This window comes from Algoriphagus lacus (assembly GCF_003583985.1).
GTDB lineage: Bacteria > Bacteroidota > Bacteroidia > Cytophagales > Cyclobacteriaceae > Algoriphagus > Algoriphagus lacus.
In genome coordinates this window covers 177,294-197,418 of the sequence record NZ_QXML01000003.1, presented here as the reverse complement: position 1 = coordinate 197,418, position 20,125 = coordinate 177,294, and the positions used below count along the sequence as shown (strand labels likewise).

Genomic DNA, 20,125 nt, shown 5'->3' with positions numbered 1-20,125 from the left:
TTTTATCCCAAACCCAAAACCCATGGCAAATCCCATTTGGATCATGACTTCGGCTTTTGATCAGCTCAATCTGGATCAGACGGTCGAAAAAGCACTTGAAATAGGCGTTCAGGGACTGGATTTATGTGTGTTCCGGAAGGATGGCACACGGGATGACTTTGTCGCCACCCACTTGGATTACGAAAACTTCGGTCCTGACCAAGCCAAAGCCTTGATTGAAAAATTCAACGGAGCGAAACTCAGACTTTCTATTGGCGCATTCGAAAATCTGATCGGAGGAGACCCAATCCATCGGATCAAAAACCAAAATCACCTGCTTCGCCTTATCCGAATGGCCTACCTGCTGGGAGGAGATGAAAATGATGTAAAGGTTGGGACATTTGTCGGTTACAATCATGAACTCGGCAACCAAGAAGGGGGATTTGAGAAAAACCTGTTGGAATATCAGCGGGTTTTTGGCCCGATCATCCGCTATGCAAACAGTTTGGGCGTGACTGTCCTCTATGAAAACTGTCCCATGGAAGGCTGGAGGAGTTCAGGTTTTACAGGCACATACAACAACCTCACGGGTGTGCTTGCCGCCCGAAAACTCATGTATGAACTCGTGCCGGAGAAAAACCATGGGGAAATCTACGATCCTTCCCACGACGTATGGCAGCATACCGATCCGGTGGAAGTCATGAAACACACTGACATGAATCGACTGAAGCGCATCCATGTCAAATCCACCCGAAATGTTCCCGATCCTTTCTGGGGCAACATGTATCCCATGCAGCAAATCAGACCGGAATGGGCTTCCAAACTGGGACTAACTTCAAGCAACAATCCTTGGGACCGCCATCATTACGAAGCGACTCTTCCGGGATTCGGATTGGGTGACTCGATGGATTGGAGGGCTTTTGTGAGTATTCTGAAGGAAAAAGGCTTTACAGGTCCTTTTGAAATTGAAAATGAAGCGGTGCTTTCCAAGCAAACAGGAAAAATGGGAGCGATAGTCCAGGGGTGCAAAGCAGCCGTGCAAAACCTGGCTCCCCTGCTTTGGAACCTGACCGATGAAGGATGGACTTTTCCGGCGGCGGCCTACCAGCCCTTGAAGGATCTGAATCGAGCAGATGTCCCGTTACTGACGATGGAGAAGTTGTAAATGAGTAAGCAGTCGCGATTTACTAACTTACTGTGACTGCTTACTGCAAACTTGATTCGTATCCCGTATCCACTTTCAATCCCTGACCTTCTGCTGCGGCCACAGCCAATTGATCGCATCGCTCGTTTTCAGGATGGCCGGCATGGCCTTTTACCCAATAAAACTTCGGTTTGAATTTGAGGTGTAAAGGAATGTATCGAAGCCAGAGATCAGGATTCTTTTTATCCTTAAAGCCCTTTTTCTGCCAGCCCCAAAGCCAGCCTTTTTCGATGGCATCCACCACATATTTGCTGTCAGAATGAATATGAACCGGATATTCTGTGGTCTTGAGTTCCTGAAGTGCCCGGATTACTGCCAAAAGTTCCATGCGGTTGTTGGTAGTCAGCCGAAATCCTTCCGACAGTTCTTTCCTGTGCTGACCAAACTTGAGAACTGCCCCATAACCTCCCGGGCCTGGGTTGCCTTTGGCAGCACCGTCAGTGTAAATGATTATCATGCTTCAAAAATCGGGCGTGTCACTGATTAATTCGCGTTGGTTAATTGATCACCTCGATTGGGAATGCATTGGTCTTGAAAATCTTGACCGCAATAGAAAGCAGAATGATTCCAAAAATCCTTCTCAGCACGTCCAAACCGGTTTTTCCAAGTTTGCTTTCCAGCCAGTTGGTACTTTTCAACACCGCATAGACAAAGAGTAAATTCAGCAAAATCCCAATGGCAATGTTGACTTGGTCAAACTCCGCTTTCAAGGTCAGGATGGTAGTTAAGGTACCTGCACCTGCAATCAAGGGAAAAGCGATCGGAACAATAGAGGCACTGCTAGTCGCTTCCGGATCAGGTTTGAACAGTTCAATTCCTAAAATCATCTCCGCGCCAAGGGCAAAAATGATCAACGCACCTGCGATGGCAAAATCACTTACCCCAATTCCGAACAATCGGAGAATTGACTCCCCGACCAGCAAAAAAGCAAGCATCAAAGCGCCTGCAGCAAGGGTAGCCCGTTCCGATTTGATGTGACCGACTTTTTTCCTCAGATTGATGACGATGGGAATGGATCCCAGAATATCGATGACTGAGAATAGAATGAGGGAAACGGAAAGAATTTGCTTGAAATCTAACATGCCGCAAAGGTAGGGTATTTCGGATATTGGATTGGCGATTTCGGATTTGAAACCATCGAAATCCTAAATCACCAATCCGAAATCGAATTATTCCAGTCCTTTGTCCCTCATCTTTTGGAACTCATCAAACCGGCGGAAAATGGCTACTGTAAAGCCCATAAGCATGATGATAGTCCCAACCCAAAGGACATTGATGTAGGGTTTCACGATTGCTTTCATCACCACGTAGTCTTTCTGATACTGATTGACTTTGAACACAAACTTGTTTTGCTCAGGAAGAATGTTTTCAAGGCTGACCTTGAGTCCCAACTCCGTGTCAATTACTGGGAGTTTCCCAACCTGATTATTGCGAATTATAAAGGTTGGTTCCAGAGTTTTCTCCACATCATAATCCAAGACCCGAAGTTTTGCTTTTACTGCCACGTCACCTTCCTGAAGCTGATATCCGTCAATTTCTTTGAGCACTTCAGCGCCGTCGAAATACGTCACAAAATCGGCAATGTGAAACTGTTCACCCGGGGCTACTTCGTAGTTTTCATCCTCTTTCCAGTCCGGATCTGCATAATCGTTCATTGCAGCCACATAGGTGTACAGATCGCGGTTTAAGTAAATCTTTGAATCCGGGGAAGAAATCAAGCCTCCCATTCCTTCATTAAACTGAGACATCGGACTCAGGGAAAACTTCAAGGTTTCGTTTTGGTAATAATCAATCTTGAAGTAATCATTTTCCTCCAGAACGATGTTGACCACATCTCCCTTCTTGAAATAGTCTTTGTAGTCCTCCAAGGCAATTGCTTCGTTGACATTCCCTGTGGACTCCAGGATCTTGGCGGGAACATATTCAGGCACGCCCACTACTTTTTTCTGACGACCACGGTACACCACCGTATAATCTTTCATCTGAGTCGGCTTATTGATCCAAAGCAGGACGTGCTCCTTGTTCATCTCATCTTCCCAGCTATTGCTGTAAGTAAGACCGGACATATTGATGGAAATCACGTCTGAATAGCCTGAACTGAACATAATTCCGATCAGAATCATACCCAAACCGATGTGAGCCAAAGAGCCACCGGCAAGTTTGAAAGTCGATTTTTTGAGCAGCTTTGCCAAAATCACTGAATTGGCAACGATGGTAAACGTCCCAGCAAGAACGATGATGATGTATTTCCAGTCGTAAACTTTTGCCAGCACAATAATCGCTGCAGAAACCAGAACGGATACAATATAAGGCGTGACCAAGGCTTCCTTGAGCGCTTTTTTATCAATTTTCTGCCACCAGAAAAACTGGCCAACGGAAGTTAAAAGCGCAATAGCTACGGCAAACCACAACTGGAATTTGGTGTAAAACTCCACCTGATCAGCCGGAGGAGCCATATTGGAGATTCCTCCAAAACTTTCCACCAGAGCATTCCAAGCTGGAATTGATGTAGGCAAAATCACTTGAAAAGCCATCAAACCCAGCGTTACAGCCCCAAGGAAAATCCAGAATTCGCGGGAATAAACAGAGGCTTCTTTTTCGGATGTGGGGATGTGTTTCCACGCTTTCGCAGCAAGAAAAATTGCGATAACCATGAAAAACAGCATGTAAATCAGCAATTGTCCTGAGAGACCTAAGTCTGTGAATGAGTGAACGGAAGCATCTCCCAAAACCCCTGATCTTACCAGGAAGGTAGCATAAAGCACCAGAATAAAGCTCAGGATTACCAAGACGATCGAAGTCTTGAGTGCCGTAGCGCTTTTCTTAAAGGTGATCATGGTGTGAATCGAAGCAACCAAAATCAGCCAAGGCACATACACGGCATTTTCTACTGGATCCCAGTTCCAATACCCACCAAAATTCAAAGTGACATAGGCCCAGTAGGCTCCCATGATAATCCCCATTCCCAGAATCATGGCAGAGAAAATCGCCCAAGGCAAAGCGGGACGGATCCACTCGGAATATCTTTTGGTCACCAATCCACCAATCAAAAAGGCGAAAGGAACCAAGGTCGAAGCATAACCCAGGAAAAGCGTTGGAGGGTGAATTACCATCCAGATGTTTTGCAAAAGCGGATTCAAACCTGTCCCGTCTTCAGGCACAAAGTCCGGGTTCATTTGAAAAATCGGAGCCTGTGTAGCATCTCTCAAAAGCATAAAAGGAGAACTTCCGATCTTCAGATCTCCGATCACCACACCCATGATCATCGAAATCAAGAAGGCTTGAACCAAAGCAAAAACGACCATTACAGGCGCTTCCCAGAATTTGTTGGTATGAATAAGAATTACACCCAAAATCACATTCCAGAAAGCCCATAGGATGAAGGCGCCCTCCTGACCTTCCCAGAAGCTGGAGATCATGTAATGAACCGGAAGTGCTTTGGAAGAATGGGAATACGCGTAAAAATACTCGTAGCGGTGATTATAGATAATTTCAAAAAGAGAAAAAGCAATCATCACGGTGGATGCCGTGTGAATGTAAAAGCTGATTCTGCTAAAACGCCTCCAGCTGGCCTTTTCGATTTCGTTTGCCCGGAAATACTGGATGTAAGCGTAGGCCGTAACCAATGCACTGACAAAAGCCACTATGGTCATCAAGTGGCCCAAATTACCCACAAAGGTATTGATCATGATTTTTTACTTGGGATAGTACTCAACATCACATTCCTGCCGCCTGCACGTCTGTCTCCTGATATTTGGAGGGACATTTCATCAGGATTTTATCGGCTACAAAAATTTCTTTTTCTCGATAGGATCCAATCACAACCACCTGTTCGGAACGCTGAAAGTCTGCTGGAACCGGTTCGTTGTAATAGACTTTTTGTTCGGTACCCTCATTGTCGACCAAGAGAAAGGTAAAGGAAGTTTTGTCCTCTCCCACTTCCAAGCCTGTGACTTGACCGGCACTGTCTTTTTTCAGCTGCCCTACCACGTGAATGGCTTTATCGTCCCCGTCTTCCTTCATTTCCCAGGCAGTATCGAAGCTCTCATAGCTGCTAGCATCTCCGATTGAAGTCATGATGATCACAATCGCAATTGCAATGATTCCCAGGCCGATGATGTGTCCTTTTTTCATAGTATTGAAATATTAAGAGGGAAGGTTCTTTTCAAGTTTGGATATTCTTCGGTCGGTATTTACCACATAAACTGTGATTCCGACAAAAATGATCACAATGATACCCACCAATACGTATATTTTTCCATCCGCACGCATTTGGTCGGCCATTTCCACTGTATTATTGGAATAATCGGATTCGGTTACTGGAATTTTTTCCTGTGCCAAAGCGCTCAGGGAGAAAATCAACAGGGCTATTGTCAATAATTTTTTCATCAATCAGGAATTAATCAGTTTGTCCTCAAGGGTGCGTTCTACCCTACGAATTCTCACCCGTACAGTTGCCACCCATGCGCCTAAAAGTGTCCATCCAATTATCGCGGGATAGAAAATCATTCGGAGTTTGGAATCCAGATCATAGGCATTGAAGCCTGGGTTTCCTCCGTTGCCTGGATGCAAACTGTCGGTCAGGCGGGGGAGTACGAAAATCAAAGGAATGAATGCTGCAAAAGCAAAAATATTGTAAACCGCTCCAATACGAGCTCTCTGCTGTGGATCTGTGATGCTGCCACGAAGAATCAGGTAGGCGAAATACATGAGTAATCCAATCGCCGAAGCGTTCTGCTTGGGATCTCCACTCCAATAATCTCCCCAGGTAAATTTGGCCCACAGCATACCGGTTACAATTCCCAAAACCCCGAACAAAATCGCGGCATTGGTAAATTCGATCGCCATATCGTCATGCTCAAGGCGATTGCTTCGAAGGTATTTGATGCTGTAAACGACTGCGACAACCAACATCAAAATCATTCCAAACCACATCGTCACATGAAAATGTAGCGCACGGATGGTTTCGTTCAATATCGGGAGCCGAGGCACATCCATCAACAAACCGGCAGTGAGCGTGTATAGCAGGAGACCTATTGCAAGGATTTTCCACCAGGATTGGCGCATAGGGGATTTTTACTTTTTCAAGCGCAAAAATAAGGCATAAGTTCCTGAATCCGCTGCATTTTATCATAAAAGGAAGGGTATTCCCGCATTAAAAAGCTTCCAGATCAACGCAGAATTCAACTAGATCAAATGACCCTAACCAGCAATTTCCCAATTTTGAAATTTTTCAATTTTCCAATCCCTAACTTTGCACTGTGGAAAACCAGAAAAAAGACATTCGTAAACTCAGCCTCGCCGAATTGGAGGAGTTTTTTGTAGCTCAGGGAGAAAAAAAATTCCGGGCCAAGCAAGTCTATGAATGGCTTTGGAACAAGTCACTCAAGAATTTTGACGACATGAGCAATATTTCCCTTTCCACCCGGGAAATGTTGAAAAGCCACTTTACCATCGATCATATTCAGGTGGATTTGATGCAGCACAGCAGCGACGGTACGATCAAAAATGCAGTAAAGCTTTTTGATGACAAAATTGTTGAATCGGTCCTGATACCGACAAGCAAAAGAATTACCGCCTGCGTTTCTTCTCAGGTCGGTTGCAGCTTGGATTGCAACTTCTGTGCGACTGCACGCCTGAAACGAATGAGAAATCTTACCCCCGGGGAAATTTACGATCAGGTAGTCGCCATCAAGGATGAGGCAGAAACCTATTTCCAGCGTCCGCTGACCAATATCGTGTTTATGGGAATGGGAGAGCCCTTGCTCAATTACGCCAACGTGATCGAAGCCATCGATAAGATCACCTCCCCGGAGGGCTTGGGAATGGCCCCACGACGGATCACCCTTTCGACTGTGGGGATTCCGAAGATGATCCGCAAAATGGCCGATGACGAAGTCAAATTCAATCTGGCAATTTCCCTCCACTCTGCTATCAATGAAACTCGTTCACGTTTGATGCCAATCAACGATACCAACCCGTTGGAAGAATTGGCTGAAGCATTGAAATATTGGTACCAAAAGACCAAGCGAAAAGTAACCTACGAATATGTAATCTGGGACGGAGTCAATGATGACGAACGCCACGCAAAGGCACTGGCCAAATTCTGCAAAATCATCCCGTCCAAGGTCAACATCATCCAATATAATCCTATTGATGAAGGGGAGTTTCGCCAAGCCAAGCAGGAAGCAGTGGACATGTATGTCCGGGTTTTGGAACAAAACGGAATTATTGCCAAAGTCCGAAAATCCCGCGGTCAGGATATTGATGCCGCCTGTGGTCAGCTAGCCAACAAAAACGAAGTCGCACAGCTAACTACCAATTAAGATTTTTTCACTTGTTTTTAACAAAGACAATAGTTTTATTATTTGCGCTTTTAGTACTCAACCAGCTATTCTTCACAATGAGAAAATTAATTTTGATTCCAATTTTTGGAATACTGTTTTCCATTACCCAGACCCAAGCCCAAACCCAGCAAGAGCAAGTTGAAAAGATCCAATCCTATTTTGAAAAGTCACAATCAGAATTTCCGATCGAAAAGGCCTATCTCCAGCTGGATAAATACACCTTCACATTGGGAGAGGACCTTTGGTTTAGTGCCTTTCTGACTGCTGGAGGCTTACAGTTACCTTCTCCCCTGAGTAAGACACTCTATGTCGACTTTTTTGACGGAGATGGATTATTGCTTAGTCAAAAAGTAATTAAAATGGAAAACGGCCGTGGGGCGGGTGATTTTCAAATCCCGCTTTTCGGCAAAACTGGGATATACCAAATCAAGGCTTATACCACTTGGATGAGGAATTTTGGTGAGGATTATTTATTCTCCCAAACCTTCAAAGTGGTGGATGGACAAGGAGGCTCTTTTTTGCCAAATGTGGCTTTCACTCAAATTTCTTCCCAAAATGGAAGGATCAGATATCAAGTGGAAATGGAGGCGGTAGATGCTTCTGGAATTCCCCTTTCCAACCGAACGTTACTTCTACGTGCAATCTCCGGCATGGATGAATTGAATACGCAGGAGGTCACACTAAACGCCCAGGGAAAAGTCTCGTTTGGTTTTTCCATCCCAGATGGCGAGTATCCCGATCAATCCCTTGAGATCAATTTTCAGGAAAATCCCGACTACACCGTCACCCACAAGATTAAACTGCCTTTCAGCTTTTCAAAGGCTGACATCCAGTTTTTACCCGAAGGAGGGCATTGGGTGCTTGGAAAAAAATCAACGCTCGCTTTTAGAGCTATTTATCCGGACGGCACGCCAGTCGAGATTGAGGGAAGTCTCGAAGGTGTCGATAATTCCCATTTTTCCACTTTTTTTGGAGGAATGGGTAAGCTGGAGGTGACTCCGACAACCGAGGAAAATTTTGCATTGGTGAAGGACCGTAAAACGGGCGAAGAACGAAGAATTGCTCTCCCAAGAGTCGAAAAGGAAGGGATTACACTTCAGGTGGTCAATTCTAAAGATGCGGCTTTTGTAACGGCTTTTATCCAAGGCAATTCCAATCCAGGACGTCTGATGCTGGTCTCTCACACCCGAGGCTTGATAAATTTTATCATCCAGGGAGAACTTTTCAATGGAGTTTGGGGAGTGCGAATTCCCAAGCAAAACCTTCCTTCCGGCATTAATTCCATCTCCATTTTGAATTCGCTGGGAAAGCCTCTTTTGGAGAGACAGGTATTTATCCAAGGAGAAGATCGGCTCCAAGTGGAGCTTTCCAATTCAGGAAAAACAGGGCCCAGAGAAAAAAACACCTTGAATTTCACAAGCAATTTTCAGGGAAAGCCCGCACCGGGTTCTTTCTCCATTTCGGTAGTCGACGCGGATCAGACTGCAGATGAAACTGATGAAAAAGGAAACATTCTATCCGCGCTGCTTCTGACTTCTGACTTGAAGGGAAAGGTGTTCAATCCCGGCCATTATTTCAAAAACCAGGAAGAATCTACCCTACAGGCCTTGGACTTGGTGATGCTTACCCACGGCTGGAGTAGGTATAGCTGGGATGATATTTTTGAATCGAAATTTCCCGATCAGGGATTTTTTATCGAACAGGGAATCACCATTCAAGGGCAGATTTCGGAGCAAAACAGCACCAAAAAAGGATTGGCAGGTGGAAAAGTAAGTGCATTGATCGGAGAAGGGGTCGAATTGATCTCCACTGAATTTGGTGCGGACGGCAAATTCATTTTGGCAGATCTGGATTATCAGGACTCCGTGACAGTGACGATTACAGCCGAGGATCAACGCGTCAAAAATTTCATCGATGTAAGCCTAACACAGCCCGTCCCGGCATTCAAATCCCTTGGCGGGATGTTTCCTGAATCCGTCTTTTGGCCAAAGGGACTCGCTGAATCTGCCCAGGCCCGAAATCTGATGCAGCGCATGAATACCGAAGAATCAATCACTGATTTGGAAGGTGTCACGGTAGAAGCCCAGACGCTTCAGGAAGAACAAATCCAGTCCAGAAAACTCTTTGGGGAAGGTGATGCCAGCATTCAGCCGGATGAAATTCCGGGTATGGCAGGCTTTTCCAATGTCTTTCAGATGATTCAAGGCCGGGTAGCCGGAGTGAGAGTCAATGTGAGCGGCTTCAATGTGAGTGTTCAGATCAGAGGTGCCGGATCGATTCAAGCCGGAACAGATCCTCTGTATTTATTGGACAATGTGCCGGTGGACGCAGGAGTACTTTTTCAAGTTAATCCCCGTGACATCCAAAGTATTGAGGTTTTCAAAGACCCAGCTCGTACGGTCATGTTTGGCGTTCAGGGCGCCAATGGAGTGATTGCAGTCTACACCAAAACCGGCGCAGGAATCACTTACGAAAGTGTGGGCGGTACTCTGGTGACAAAATATGGAGGATATCAGATTCCGAAGGAGTTTTATTCACCAAAGTACGACGAGTTGACTCCTTCTAATTCCATTACTGATCAAAGGGCGACGATTTATTGGAATCCTTTGGTACAAACCGACTCGGAGGGAAAGGCAATTGTGGAGTATTACAATTCAGACATTGCAAAAAAACAGCTGATAATCCTCGAAGGAATGGATGCTCAGGGAAGATTAGGCAGGGTCGTCAAAATCCTGGAATAAGCTGTTGTAAAGCTCAGCAAAGCCTACTATCTTTTTCTGACTAAAAAGAAAAAATCAAAACAATCATATGAAAAAGGCCCTGCTGATTCTTTTATTATTAAGTGGAGTGGCTTCAATTACAAATGCTCAGGATCAGGGTGATTTCAGGATTCATGCCACAGGATTCTATGGGTTGAAATTTGATTATTTTGGAGTCGGAGGCGGATTGGAATACTTTTTTGCAGATCGATTTGCCCTGATGCCAAGCTACACCAGGCTCTATCCGGAGGTTGGGAATGCCAGTAATTTTAGCTTTGATCTGAGGTATTACCTGACAGAAGGAGCCTCTCAAGTATATGTGATGGCAGGATACAGCCAGTCCTTTCAGAATACCGCACCCGGTGACCCGGGAACCAGAAGGGATTACGTAGGTGCAAATTTTGGGGTGGGTGCTTACATTCCTCTGACGGATTGGGTGGGACTTAGCTCAGAGATTAAATTTCAAAGTCAGCAGCCACAAGAAGCAGGAATCAAACTTGGGTTCGCTTTCCCTTTCAAATAAGAATTGAAAAAAGCTGAGTACGCGATCCAAGACCTACTTCTTACTAAACTCAAACAATTTACGCTTCTCTTCTTTGCTGAGGGCATCGTAGCCTTTTTCAGCAATTTTATCCAGAATCCGGTCGATTTCCTCCTGAGTGGTTTCCGGGCTCTTTGGAACTGCGGTCGAACTGGATTTAGTTGAAAACCCACCAAAACCTCCCGAAGACTCAGTTTTAGCCTTTCGGTAGCTGACTTTTACTTTGCTTTTGTTTCGGCTAAAAAGGTTTTCAAAGAAAATCCCAACCTTCTGGACAGGTACTCCCCAGTCCACTCCTTTTCGGAGTTGGACAATGTAGAGATAGCCTAAAAGCGCACCTCCCAAATGGGCGATTTCCCCCCCGGCATTGTCTCCGATCGAATTGGCAAAGGACAAAATCACATAAAATGCTGCGATGTACACAATCCTGACCGGACCTAGCAGCAACAGAAAAAACGTGGTATTAGGGCTCAGAGTAGCTGCTCCAACCACCACAGCAAAAACACCGGCGCTGGCTCCCAGCATCATGGATGTATCCACCGATCCGCTGAAATAAGGAGCCAGATTATAGATCAAAACATAAAATACTGCACCGAATATCCCGCCTAAAACATACAAGTTTGCAAGTTTTCTACTGCCAAGATATTGGTGAATTAGCATGCCGAACCAATACAAGAACAGCATATTGAAGAGGATATGAAAAACCCCTTCGTGCAAAAACATATAAGTAAAAACAGTCCATGGCTGAGTGGCGAGCTTGGGTAAAGAAGCAGGCATCATTAAATAACCCAGGGCAGCCTTATAGATATCGCCAAGCCCGCTGATAGTCAATAGAACGCGAACAACCAACAGGACGAAAAACACCAAGATGTTTATCGCAATCAGCTTGAAAAGGCTGTTGTCGCTGTGCCGGAAGGCATTTCTCAGGTTTTCCCAAAAGCTACCGTACATATCAATAGAAGGTGTTTCTGTCTTTTTTCCAATTATAAACCAATGCAGCCCCTATCACCAAGCCACTCAAATGGGCAAAGTGGGCCACATTGTCCGTAGGACTGTTGAGCAATACGTTGTATACGGTATAAAGGCCGTAAAAAAGCACTAAATATTTCGCCTTTACCGGCATGGGAGGAAACAAAAGGAAAAGCTGGGTATTGGGAAACAGCATCGCAAAGGCGACCAAAATCCCAAACAAAGCACCCGATGCACCCACCATGGGCTGATTGGCATGGAGCTGAAGGATGGCAACAAGAGTCTTCTCTGCCCGCTCGATAAACATCGGATCCTCCGGGTTTCTACTAAACTGATCCACAAAATCAAATACCGCAGGATCGAAATACCCTCTGTTCTCCAGTACAAGCCTGTTGAAATATTCCGGATCGGGGTTGGCTTCAAAAGTCAGTACTTTCTCCTCGAGACTTTTATATTGGTACATGGAATAGCCGGAATATAGCACTCCAGCTCCTACTCCACAGACCATCCAAAGGGTGAACAGCTTCTTTGGTCCCAAAAATTGCTCCAGCAAGGGCCCAAAGATCAGAAGACCAAACATGTTGCTGAACAAATGCCAAAAATCGGCATGCATAAACATATAGGTCAAAAACTGAAAGGGTTTGAACAGAGGGCTTTGGATGTAGTAAAGCGCGAACCATTCATTTAAAACCGGCATCGCAAAATTCGCCACCACAAAAACGACGATGTTGATCAGCAGGAGATTTTGTACGACCGGGGTGATATTTCTAAACATGCTATTTTCCGAAGAAAGAGTGAATGCTATTTAAATCCAATTTCACGAAAGTTTTGTTCCCGCCGGGGGAATAGTTTGGATTTTGGCAAGCAAATAACTGCCCAACCAACGTTTCCATTTCCTGTGAATTTAACTTTTGGCCTTTTTTAATAGAAGATCTACGGGAAATGGATCGCGCAAGATTTTCTCTTTTTTCTAACGAAAGCTCATTCCGAAAATTCTTGAACTGCTCCAACAAGCCTTCGAAGAGTTCCTTTTCGTTTTTCACCTGCACATCAGCAGGTACTCCCTGAATGAGAACGGTATTCGTCCCAAACTCCTCCACCACAAATCCCAAACTGTGCAATTCTGGCAACATATCCATCACCAAAGCAAAATCTGAAGGATTCAAATGCACAGTAGGCGGGAAAAGGCACTGTTGAGATGCACCCTGAGCAGATTGGAGCTGACGGTAGTACCGCTCATACAGGATCCGCTCATGTGCCGACTGCTGATCAAGAATCAATAATCCCGTAGACATCTGAGCCACGATGTAGCTCAACTCCACCTGAAAAGTAGTCCCAGTGACTTCGGCCTCCTGGGGCTGGATCATAAATCTGGGCTCATCCGCAGAAGCACGACTTGGAAAAGTCAAAATATCCTGCTCCTCCTCAGCGGGTGGAGTGAGGATCGGTGCCGGATTGAAAGTGCCTTCGAAAAGCCTCTCCCAGCCCGAAACAGAAGCTCTTTTAAACTCAGGAGTATTGAAGGTTTTATAACTATACTCCCGATCAACCTGTGCTTTAGTATCGGGATTGGAAGTCCAGTTTTCCTGAAAATTGACATCGACACTAAAATCAATTGCAGGCGTCACATGATGGGCCCCCAAAGCTTGCTTGACAGCCGAACGGATCACTGCATATACCGTCCGCTCGTCATCAAACTTGATTTCGGTCTTAGTAGGATGGACATTGATATCGATGTGGGCAGGATCTATTTCGAGGAAAAGTACATAAAACGGATGCTGATCATTTTGGATCAGCCCTTCAAAAGCAGAACTAACTGCATGGTGGAGGTAGCTGCTTTTGATGTATCGATTATTGACGAAGAAAAACTGCTCCCCTCTTGTTTTTTTGGCATGCTCGGGCTTTCCGATGTAGCCTTTGATATTGACATGAGGGGTGTCTTCCTCACAGGGAACCAATTGGCCTTGGTAAGTTTTTCCAAAAAGACCTACAATCCGTTGACTTAGTTTACCTGCTGGAAGATTGAATACTTCCAGATCCTGTTGGAAAAGCGAAAATGCAATTTCCGGATAAGACAAAGCCACTCGCTGGAACTCATCCACGATGTGGCGCATTTCGACAGGATTTGATTTCAAAAAATTCCGTCTGGCAGGAACGTTGAAAAAGAGATTTTTCATGGAGACAGAAGTGCCCACGGGAGCAGCCACAGGCTCTTGCTTTTTCACCTCAGATCCTTCGATTTGGATCAAAGTTCCCAGTTCAGACTCGGCCTGTCGGGTCTTGAGTTCCACCTGAGCTACCGCTGCAATGGAGGCTAATGCTTCCCCCCGAAAACCAAAAGTACGAATGGCAAACAGGTCCTGAGAAGTACGGATTTTGGAAGTAGCGTGCCGCTCGAAGCTCATTCTGGCATCGGTAGGAGACATTCCTTTCCCGTTGTCAATGACTTGGATCAACAGTTTTCCAGCCTCTTTGACTACCACCTGAATGGAAGTTGCCCCTGCATCCACGGCATTTTCCAAAAGTTCTTTGAGTGCTGACGCTGGACGCTGAACGACTTCCCCGGCTGCAATTTGATTGGCTATTGCATCAGGAAGAAGCTGGATGATGTCACTCATCTTTACTTCTTTTTAAAAACCTGAACAAATAATACCCTCCTCCAATGACAGCAACTGCATAAAGCATGTAATTAAAAATTTCCGGCCCTAGGTAGATATACCCAAAAACGCCTATTACCATACCGAAAAAAAGCAAGGTCCTGATAACCGATGAGGCACTAATCATGCTGGTGCTTTTAGGCTTCATGCCACGTTGGGCAAACGAACCACGGATGCCACTTCCTAGACCTTTTCGCTTTTCAATCCCATCACCTTCGTTTTCCGATTTGTTCAGAAGGCCTTCCTGCTCCAGTTCATACTTGATACGCGAAGTTCTTTCTTCGATTTCCTCTTTGATCGGATCGTAATACCTAGGCTTAATATCAAATCGCATGTGCGAAGCGGTGCGAAAGAGGGAGGGTAATTTCATGATTTACTGTTTGATTTTTGGTAGGGTCCTATATCCTGAAGGAAATATTGGAGTCTTTAAGGAAAGTAAATACCGCAAAACACTTTTTTACGTTTTTAACCTTAAATCCCAATCAATGTTGCCCAATCTTTACTATATTCAGTTTAAAGTCCCTTTATCCAATGCACTGAAGCGGCCAGGGACTTTTGGAAGTAATCACTTCGGCCGCACTTGCAAATATATTTTGAAAGTTAAGGATTAAAAATTGATCTCTGTCGTGGACAAAAAGCATTGGAGTCTGTTTTCTTTTCTGATTTTGCTGGGATTGTTTTCTTCAGGAAAAGTTGACCCCTTTGTAGCCAATGAAGATCCCCTAATCGCGGAGGACAGGATGAGCCAGGAAAACTGGGTGGACAGCGTTTTTCAATCCCTCAGTTTCGAAGACCGGCTCGGGCAGCTTTTTATGGTAGCAGCCTACTCCAACAAAGACCAACGTCATGTAGATGAGATCAGTGAATTGGTCAAAAATGAAAACCTTGGAGGTTTGATCTTTTTTCAGGGTGGGCCAAACCGTCAGGCTCGATTGACCAATTACTACCAAGCACAGGCTAAAACTCCCTTATTAATTGCCATGGATGCCGAATGGGGCATCGGAATGCGGTTGGATTCGGTGCCAAACTTTCCCAAAGCCATGACGTTGGGAGCCATCCAAAATCCCAATTTAATCTATGAAATGGGAGCTGAAATCGCCCGTCAGTTTAAAGAACTTGGCATGCATATCAACTTTGCACCGGTTGTTGATGTGAACTCCAACCCTGAAAATCCGGTCATCGGCTATCGGGCCTTTGGGGAAAATAAAGAAATGGTCACCAAACGGGCCGTGGCCTACATGAAAGGACTTCAGGACAACGGGGTGATGGCAAATGCCAAGCACTTCCCCGGCCATGGAGATACCGAAACAGACAGCCATCATGACCTACCAGTGATCAATCATCCCGAAAAAAGAATCTGGGAAATTGATCTCTATCCATATCAGGAATTGTTCAGGGAAGACCTCATGTCCGTGATGGTAGCCCACCTGAATGTCCCGAGTTTGGATCAAGGCGCAAACATTCCAACCAGCCTTTCCAAGCCCGTGGTGACGGACTTGCTTCAAAAACGCATGAACTTTCAAGGATTAATTTTCACTGATGCACTCAACATGCGGGGTGTTGCCAATTTCAGCAAACCTGGGGAGGTGGATCTAAAGGCACTTCTTGCCGGAAATGATGTCCTGTTGTACTCACAGGATGTTCCCAAAGCTAAAGTCCTGATCAAAGAGGCCGTGGAAAGAGGATTGATTTCAGAAAATGAGATCAACCGTCGTGTAAAAAAAGTGCTTAAAGCGAAATATTGGGCAGGACTTGATCACTACAAGCCCATAGACACCTACAGAATCGCAGACCGGCTCAATACACCGAAAACCCGGGAAGTAATTGAAAAGCTCTATTCCGAGTCGATCACAGTGGCGTCAAACAAGGATGACTTACTCCCATTCCAAAACCTGGACTTGAAGAGGTTTGCAAGCTTGACGATTGGGGATGAAGGAACAGAATTCAGTAAATTCTTGAATAACTACACCAAGGTTGATCATTTCCACATTCCAAAGGCCGAATCAGAATCCGTCCATTATAACCTCATGAAACAGCTTGAGGATTATGATGTCGTAATTGTCGGACTGATGGGTGTATCCAATAATCCACAGCGAGCTTTTGGTATCGCTCCGGGAGATATTGCCTTGCTTCGAAATCTCGAAGCAAGGCAGAAATTAACTGTTGTTCTTTTTGGGAATGCCTATGGAGCGAAGGCTCTGGAAGGTTTTGGAAATGTAGTTTTAGCTTATGAGAATTCTACCGAAACCCAAAAACTGGCACCTCAGGTACTTTTTGGCGGACGTCCTAGCCAAGGGATTCTGCCGGTTACGGTCAGTGGAGAATATTCCCACGGAGTAGGCGGATACCTTCCTGATGCTAACAGACTTTCCTATGGCACTCCCGAAAGCGTGGGAATGAACAGTGAGGTATTGGAAAAAATAGACGAAGTAGCCAACCGGATGATTCAAATTCAGGCTGCTCCGGGAGCAAATGTCCTGGTGGTCAAGGCCGGAAAAGTTGTCTTTGAAAGATCTTACGGATATTTGGATTACAGCAAAAGCGCTCCTGTTTCTCAGGAAACTATTTACGACTTGGCCTCGGTGACCAAAGTGCTTGCCACTACCCAGGCGGCCATGTTCTTGCATAGTCGGGGCGAGCTCGATATGAACAAAACTCTGGTGAATTACTTACCGGAACTGAAAGGGACCAATAAAGCCAATCTTGTTCTGAAAGACGTAATGGCTCACGAGGCAGGGTTAAAAGCATTTATCCCTCACTATGTCAAAACTGTCCAATCCGGTCAATGGAGGGGAGATTTCTACAAACCTACCCCTCAGCCCGGGTTTACCCGGCCTGTTGCCAATGACATGTATGGGATCGATGCACTCCGGGATAGCATTTGGAATTGGACAGTTCAGTCTGAATTACTTCCCAAACCGAACAAATACGTCTATTCGGATCTAACCATGTACTTCATGCAGGCTGTGATCGAGCGGATCGTCAATCAGCCCTTGGATGAGTTTTTGGATCAGAATTTTTACGCCCCGCTTGGACTGAATACGCTGACTTTCAATCCATTTTTAAAAATTCCTTTGGAGAAAATTGCTCCAACAGAAAACGATGTGGCATTCCGCAAGCGTCAGATCCAAGGATATGTCCATGATCCGGGAGCAGCGATGTATGGAGGAGTCGCCGGTCATGCCGGGCTTTTTGGCACTGCCAATGACTTGGCTGTAATGATGCAGCTGATGCTCAACAAAGGCACCTATGGAGATATTACCCTTTACAAACCCGAGACGGTAGAGGCATTTACCAAACGACAATCCAGCCTGAGCCGTCGCGGTTGGGGATGGGATAAGCCTGAGCCCGAAGTTGGTAAAGGAGGTTCAGCCAGCAAACTCGCTCCAAAAAGCACCTTTGGCCATACCGGATTTACCGGAACCTGTGTCTGGGCAGACCCGGAAAACCAATTGGTCTATGTCTTCCTTTCCAACCGAGTTTATCCAGAGGCAGAAAACAACAAGCTCTTGGAAGAAGGAATCCGAACCAAAATCCATGATATCATCTATGAATCAATGGAAAAGTAAAATCCATAAAGGGAAAATCAATAAGGGAAAACACTCCCTTTTCACAAGCTCTTCCAACTTATCACCAGCCAACTGAAACAAAAAGGCCTTCCGAAATCTGATTTCGGAAGGCCTTTTTTATCAAGAAAAATTTTCAAATCATTGCTCTCTGATCTCAATCACTTTAAACTCAGTTCGGCGGTTGGTCTGATGTTCCTCTTCTGTCTTTGCGTCTTTGATGATCAGTTGAGTTTCACCGTAGCCTTTTGCAACCAATCGGTCAGCCGCTATTCCTTTGGAAACCATGTAATCAACCGCTGACTGTGCTCTGCGCTGGGAAAGATCCAAGTTGTAGGCATCGCTGGAACGGGAGTCAGTATGCGAACTCAATTCAATTCGGATGGCAGGGTTGTCTGCAAGGATTTTCACCAGCTTATCCAACTCCACAGCCGCATCCGGACGGATTTCAGCTTTATCCAAATCGTAGTAAATATTTTCAAGCACGATGGCTTTTTCCAAAATCAGCTGATCCAGCACGATGGTCGTATCCAAGGTGATGTTGGTCACTTCCTGAACCAGAGTAGTAGGGTCTGGAGTTTTTCCTTTGGTAGTGTAAGGAATGGATTTGGAGAAATATCCGCCTCTAGAGGCAATGATGGTGTAATCCGAATCCGGTGCCATGGTGAATCTCACCCGACCGTTGGTATTGGAAAAGTCCCCGCCTTGCTGCTTGTTATCCGATCCGTACAATACAACTCGAGTTTGAGGAAGGACTGCTTGGGTACCATCGGCTTTGGCTTCTTTGGTGTAAACATTCAGGAGTACATTCACAATTTTCGGCTTGGGTGTTTTATCCTCGAAAAAGTAGATATCGTCATCCCCCACTCCATCTTCACGATTCGAAGAAATAAAACCTGCCTTAGGATACTCGGTAAAGAAAATACCGAAGTCATCAGCCTTGCTGTTGATGTTTTGACCTAGATTCCTAATGACTTGTGTTCCGGATTCATTTTTTTCAGCAACAAACAAATCCAACTTTCCATAACCTGGATGTCCGTCGGAAGAAAAGAAAAACTTGCCATCAGCTGCCAATCTTGGGAACATTTCATTCCCTGGGGTATTAATGGTTGGACCCAAATTCACGGGATTGCCAAAATCACTGTTGGCAAGTCGGGTAGCTTTCCAAATATCTATCCCGCCAAAACCTCCAGGCCGGTTTGAAGCAAAATAAAGCTCAGAGCCATCCGGGCTGAAAGCCGGTGTGGAATTCCACCACGTTTCGTCCTCATTGACCGGCATCCATATCGGCTGAGTAAAACCTGCACCACGGAAATAGGAAACAAATAGGGCCACATCCGGAAGATCTTTGGAAGAGGTCGAATTTCCCCGGGCATAAATAATCGTATTTCCATCGGGACTGATGGCGATTGCAGCCTGATTGAGTCCTTCTTCATTTTTGAATTCCGGCAAAGCCTGCACTGCTCCCACATCCACTTTTAATCCATCAGCTCTAGCGCGGAAAAGCTTGGTATAGGGAGTTCCTGTGGCTGGATAAATTCCGGAGGCTTGTCTTCCAGAAGTGAAATACAGAAAATCCTCACTTAAGACCGGAGCATAATCCGCTCCTGGAGTATTCAGTTCTTTGTAATTGACCAATTCATGTTTGGGCCAGTAATTTTCTATTCCTTCTGCAAGTTTGATTGCTTCAATTTCACGCTGATTGCGGGCTAGAAGGGCTTCATCGGAAGTGTATCCCTTCCCTTTTTCAAAAGCTTCCTTTGCCTCGGCATTCTTCTGTTGGGCTTTTAAGCTTTGTCCCAAGAAAAAGTAAGCATCAAAGGAGGGCTCTTTTTCGACTAATTGTTTGTAGTACGGTTCGGATTTTTCGATCCGGTTGGAAAGCCGATAACTTTCTGCGATCACCCGATTTGCCTCCAGGTTGGAAGAATCTCCGCTCAAGATCTGGGTGTAGGTATTAATGGCATATTGGTATTGCCCAGATAGGAATTGGTCATTTCCTTTTTCCTGCAAGCTTTTACAGCTTCCAAGAATCAAAAGAAAATAGGCAGATATCCAAAAAAAATGCTGTTTCATCGAAAGGCGATTGTCGGTCAGTACGGA

The 20,125-nt window shown here is 45.3% G+C and carries 16 protein-coding genes; 5 read left to right on the top strand and 11 right to left on the bottom strand.

Annotation, left to right across the window (positions count from 1 at the left end; all coding sequences use genetic code 11):
* Window positions 1–22: 22 nt before the first annotated feature.
* The gene (locus D0X99_RS07970) at window positions 23–1,144 is read left to right on the top strand and encodes a sugar phosphate isomerase/epimerase family protein (protein WP_119477148.1); all 1,122 of its coding nucleotides are present in this window, start codon (window positions 23–25) and stop codon (window positions 1,142–1,144) included.
* A 40-nt stretch (window positions 1,145–1,184) separates the two neighbouring features.
* On the opposite strand, the gene rnhA is transcribed toward D0X99_RS07970, so the two are convergent.
* The 6 genes from rnhA to ccsA (D0X99_RS07940) all read right to left on the bottom strand — a co-directional run bounded on the left by rnhA (window position 1,185) and on the right by ccsA (D0X99_RS07940) (window position 6,250).
* Window positions 1,185–1,640 carry a ribonuclease HI gene (gene rnhA, locus D0X99_RS07965; RefSeq protein WP_119477147.1) on the bottom strand — a complete coding sequence of 152 codons (456 nt, stop codon included), beginning with the start codon at window positions 1,638–1,640 and terminating at the stop codon, window positions 1,185–1,187.
* A 40-nt stretch (window positions 1,641–1,680) separates the two neighbouring features.
* On the bottom strand, window positions 1,681–2,265 hold the full coding sequence (locus D0X99_RS07960) for a MarC family protein (protein ID WP_119477146.1): 585 nt from the start codon (window positions 2,263–2,265) through the stop codon (window positions 1,681–1,683).
* 87 nt (window positions 2,266–2,352) lie between these two features.
* A complete protein-coding gene (gene ccsA / locus D0X99_RS07955) occupies window positions 2,353–4,872 on the bottom strand; it encodes a cytochrome c biogenesis protein CcsA (RefSeq protein ID WP_119477145.1) in 2,520 nt (839 codons plus the stop codon).
* A gap of 28 nt (window positions 4,873–4,900) precedes the next feature.
* Window positions 4,901–5,317, bottom strand: a complete 417-nt coding sequence (locus D0X99_RS07950) for a cytochrome c maturation protein CcmE domain-containing protein (protein ID WP_119477144.1) — start codon at window positions 5,315–5,317, stop codon at window positions 4,901–4,903.
* Between the two features lie 12 nt (window positions 5,318–5,329).
* Complete coding sequence (locus tag D0X99_RS07945; RefSeq protein WP_199708038.1) at window positions 5,330–5,572, bottom strand: CcmD family protein; 243 nt, start codon at window positions 5,570–5,572, stop codon at window positions 5,330–5,332.
* Between the two features lie 3 nt (window positions 5,573–5,575).
* Complete coding sequence (ccsA, locus tag D0X99_RS07940; protein ID WP_119477143.1) at window positions 5,576–6,250, bottom strand: cytochrome c biogenesis protein CcsA; 675 nt, start codon at window positions 6,248–6,250, stop codon at window positions 5,576–5,578.
* A gap of 194 nt (window positions 6,251–6,444) precedes the next feature.
* On the opposite strand from ccsA (D0X99_RS07940), the gene rlmN reads away from it, so the two are divergent.
* The 3 genes from rlmN (at window position 6,445) to D0X99_RS07925 (ending at window position 10,812) form a co-directional block, all read left to right on the top strand.
* Entirely contained in the window at window positions 6,445–7,509 is a 1,065-nt protein-coding gene (gene rlmN / locus D0X99_RS07935) for a 23S rRNA (adenine(2503)-C(2))-methyltransferase RlmN (RefSeq protein WP_119477142.1), read from the top strand.
* Window positions 7,510–7,586: 77 nt separating this feature from the next.
* Entirely contained in the window at window positions 7,587–10,271 is a 2,685-nt protein-coding gene (locus tag D0X99_RS07930; protein WP_119477141.1) for a TonB-dependent receptor plug domain-containing protein, read from the top strand.
* Window positions 10,272–10,338: 67 nt separating this feature from the next.
* A complete protein-coding gene (locus D0X99_RS07925; protein ID WP_119477140.1) occupies window positions 10,339–10,812 on the top strand; it encodes a porin family protein in 474 nt (157 codons plus the stop codon).
* A 33-nt stretch (window positions 10,813–10,845) separates the two neighbouring features.
* On the opposite strand, the gene D0X99_RS07920 is transcribed toward D0X99_RS07925, so the two are convergent.
* From D0X99_RS07920 to D0X99_RS07905, 4 genes are read right to left on the bottom strand one after another with little or no spacing between them, the layout of a single operon-like run.
* Window positions 10,846–11,781 (bottom strand): rhomboid family protein, encoded by a 936-nt coding sequence (locus D0X99_RS07920; protein ID WP_119477139.1) that lies wholly within the window; start codon window positions 11,779–11,781, stop codon window positions 10,846–10,848.
* A 1-nt stretch (window position 11,782) separates the two neighbouring features.
* Entirely contained in the window at window positions 11,783–12,574 is a 792-nt protein-coding gene (locus D0X99_RS07915; RefSeq protein ID WP_119477138.1) for a rhomboid family intramembrane serine protease, read from the bottom strand.
* A gap of 1 nt (window position 12,575) precedes the next feature.
* A complete protein-coding gene (mutL, locus tag D0X99_RS07910; RefSeq protein WP_119477137.1) occupies window positions 12,576–14,417 on the bottom strand; it encodes a DNA mismatch repair endonuclease MutL in 1,842 nt (613 codons plus the stop codon).
* Window positions 14,410–14,826, bottom strand: coding sequence for a hypothetical protein (locus D0X99_RS07905; protein WP_147392206.1), 417 nt, complete (start codon window positions 14,824–14,826; stop codon window positions 14,410–14,412). The genes mutL and D0X99_RS07905 overlap by 8 nt, the downstream gene beginning before the upstream one ends.
* A 256-nt stretch (window positions 14,827–15,082) precedes the next feature.
* On the opposite strand from D0X99_RS07905, the gene D0X99_RS07895 reads away from it, so the two are divergent.
* Window positions 15,083–18,025 carry a glycoside hydrolase family 3 N-terminal domain-containing protein gene (locus D0X99_RS07895; RefSeq protein WP_394336578.1) on the top strand — a complete coding sequence of 981 codons (2,943 nt, stop codon included), beginning with the start codon at window positions 15,083–15,085 and terminating at the stop codon, window positions 18,023–18,025.
* A 138-nt stretch (window positions 18,026–18,163) separates the two neighbouring features.
* On the opposite strand, the gene D0X99_RS07890 is transcribed toward D0X99_RS07895, so the two are convergent.
* A complete protein-coding gene (locus D0X99_RS07890; protein ID WP_119477134.1) occupies window positions 18,164–20,098 on the bottom strand; it encodes an OmpA family protein in 1,935 nt (644 codons plus the stop codon).
* Between the last annotated feature and the right edge of the window lie 27 nt (window positions 20,099–20,125).

Coding starts and splice junctions, on each gene's coding strand:
- mutL (WP_119477137.1), bottom strand. CDS start 14,417: ATGAGTGACATCATCCAGCTTCTTCCTGATGCAATAGCCAATCAAATT.
- D0X99_RS07925 (WP_119477140.1), top strand. CDS start 10,339: ATGAAAAAGGCCCTGCTGATTCTTTTATTATTAAGTGGAGTGGCTTCA.
- ccsA (WP_119477143.1), bottom strand. CDS start 6,250: ATGCGCCAATCCTGGTGGAAAATCCTTGCAATAGGTCTCCTGCTATAC.
- ccsA (WP_119477145.1), bottom strand. CDS start 4,872: ATGATCAATACCTTTGTGGGTAATTTGGGCCACTTGATGACCATAGTG.
- D0X99_RS07920 (WP_119477139.1), bottom strand. CDS start 11,781: ATGTACGGTAGCTTTTGGGAAAACCTGAGAAATGCCTTCCGGCACAGC.
- D0X99_RS07890 (WP_119477134.1), bottom strand. CDS start 20,098: ATGAAACAGCATTTTTTTTGGATATCTGCCTATTTTCTTTTGATTCTT.
- D0X99_RS07970 (WP_119477148.1), top strand. CDS start 23: ATGGCAAATCCCATTTGGATCATGACTTCGGCTTTTGATCAGCTCAAT.
- D0X99_RS07945 (WP_199708038.1), bottom strand. CDS start 5,572: ATGAAAAAATTATTGACAATAGCCCTGTTGATTTTCTCCCTGAGCGCT.
- D0X99_RS07950 (WP_119477144.1), bottom strand. CDS start 5,317: ATGAAAAAAGGACACATCATCGGCCTGGGAATCATTGCAATTGCGATT.
- D0X99_RS07930 (WP_119477141.1), top strand. CDS start 7,587: ATGAGAAAATTAATTTTGATTCCAATTTTTGGAATACTGTTTTCCATT.
- D0X99_RS07905 (WP_147392206.1), bottom strand. CDS start 14,826: ATGAAATTACCCTCCCTCTTTCGCACCGCTTCGCACATGCGATTTGAT.
- D0X99_RS07960 (WP_119477146.1), bottom strand. CDS start 2,265: ATGTTAGATTTCAAGCAAATTCTTTCCGTTTCCCTCATTCTATTCTCA.
- D0X99_RS07915 (WP_119477138.1), bottom strand. CDS start 12,574: ATGTTTAGAAATATCACCCCGGTCGTACAAAATCTCCTGCTGATCAAC.
- rnhA (WP_119477147.1), bottom strand. CDS start 1,640: ATGATAATCATTTACACTGACGGTGCTGCCAAAGGCAACCCAGGCCCG.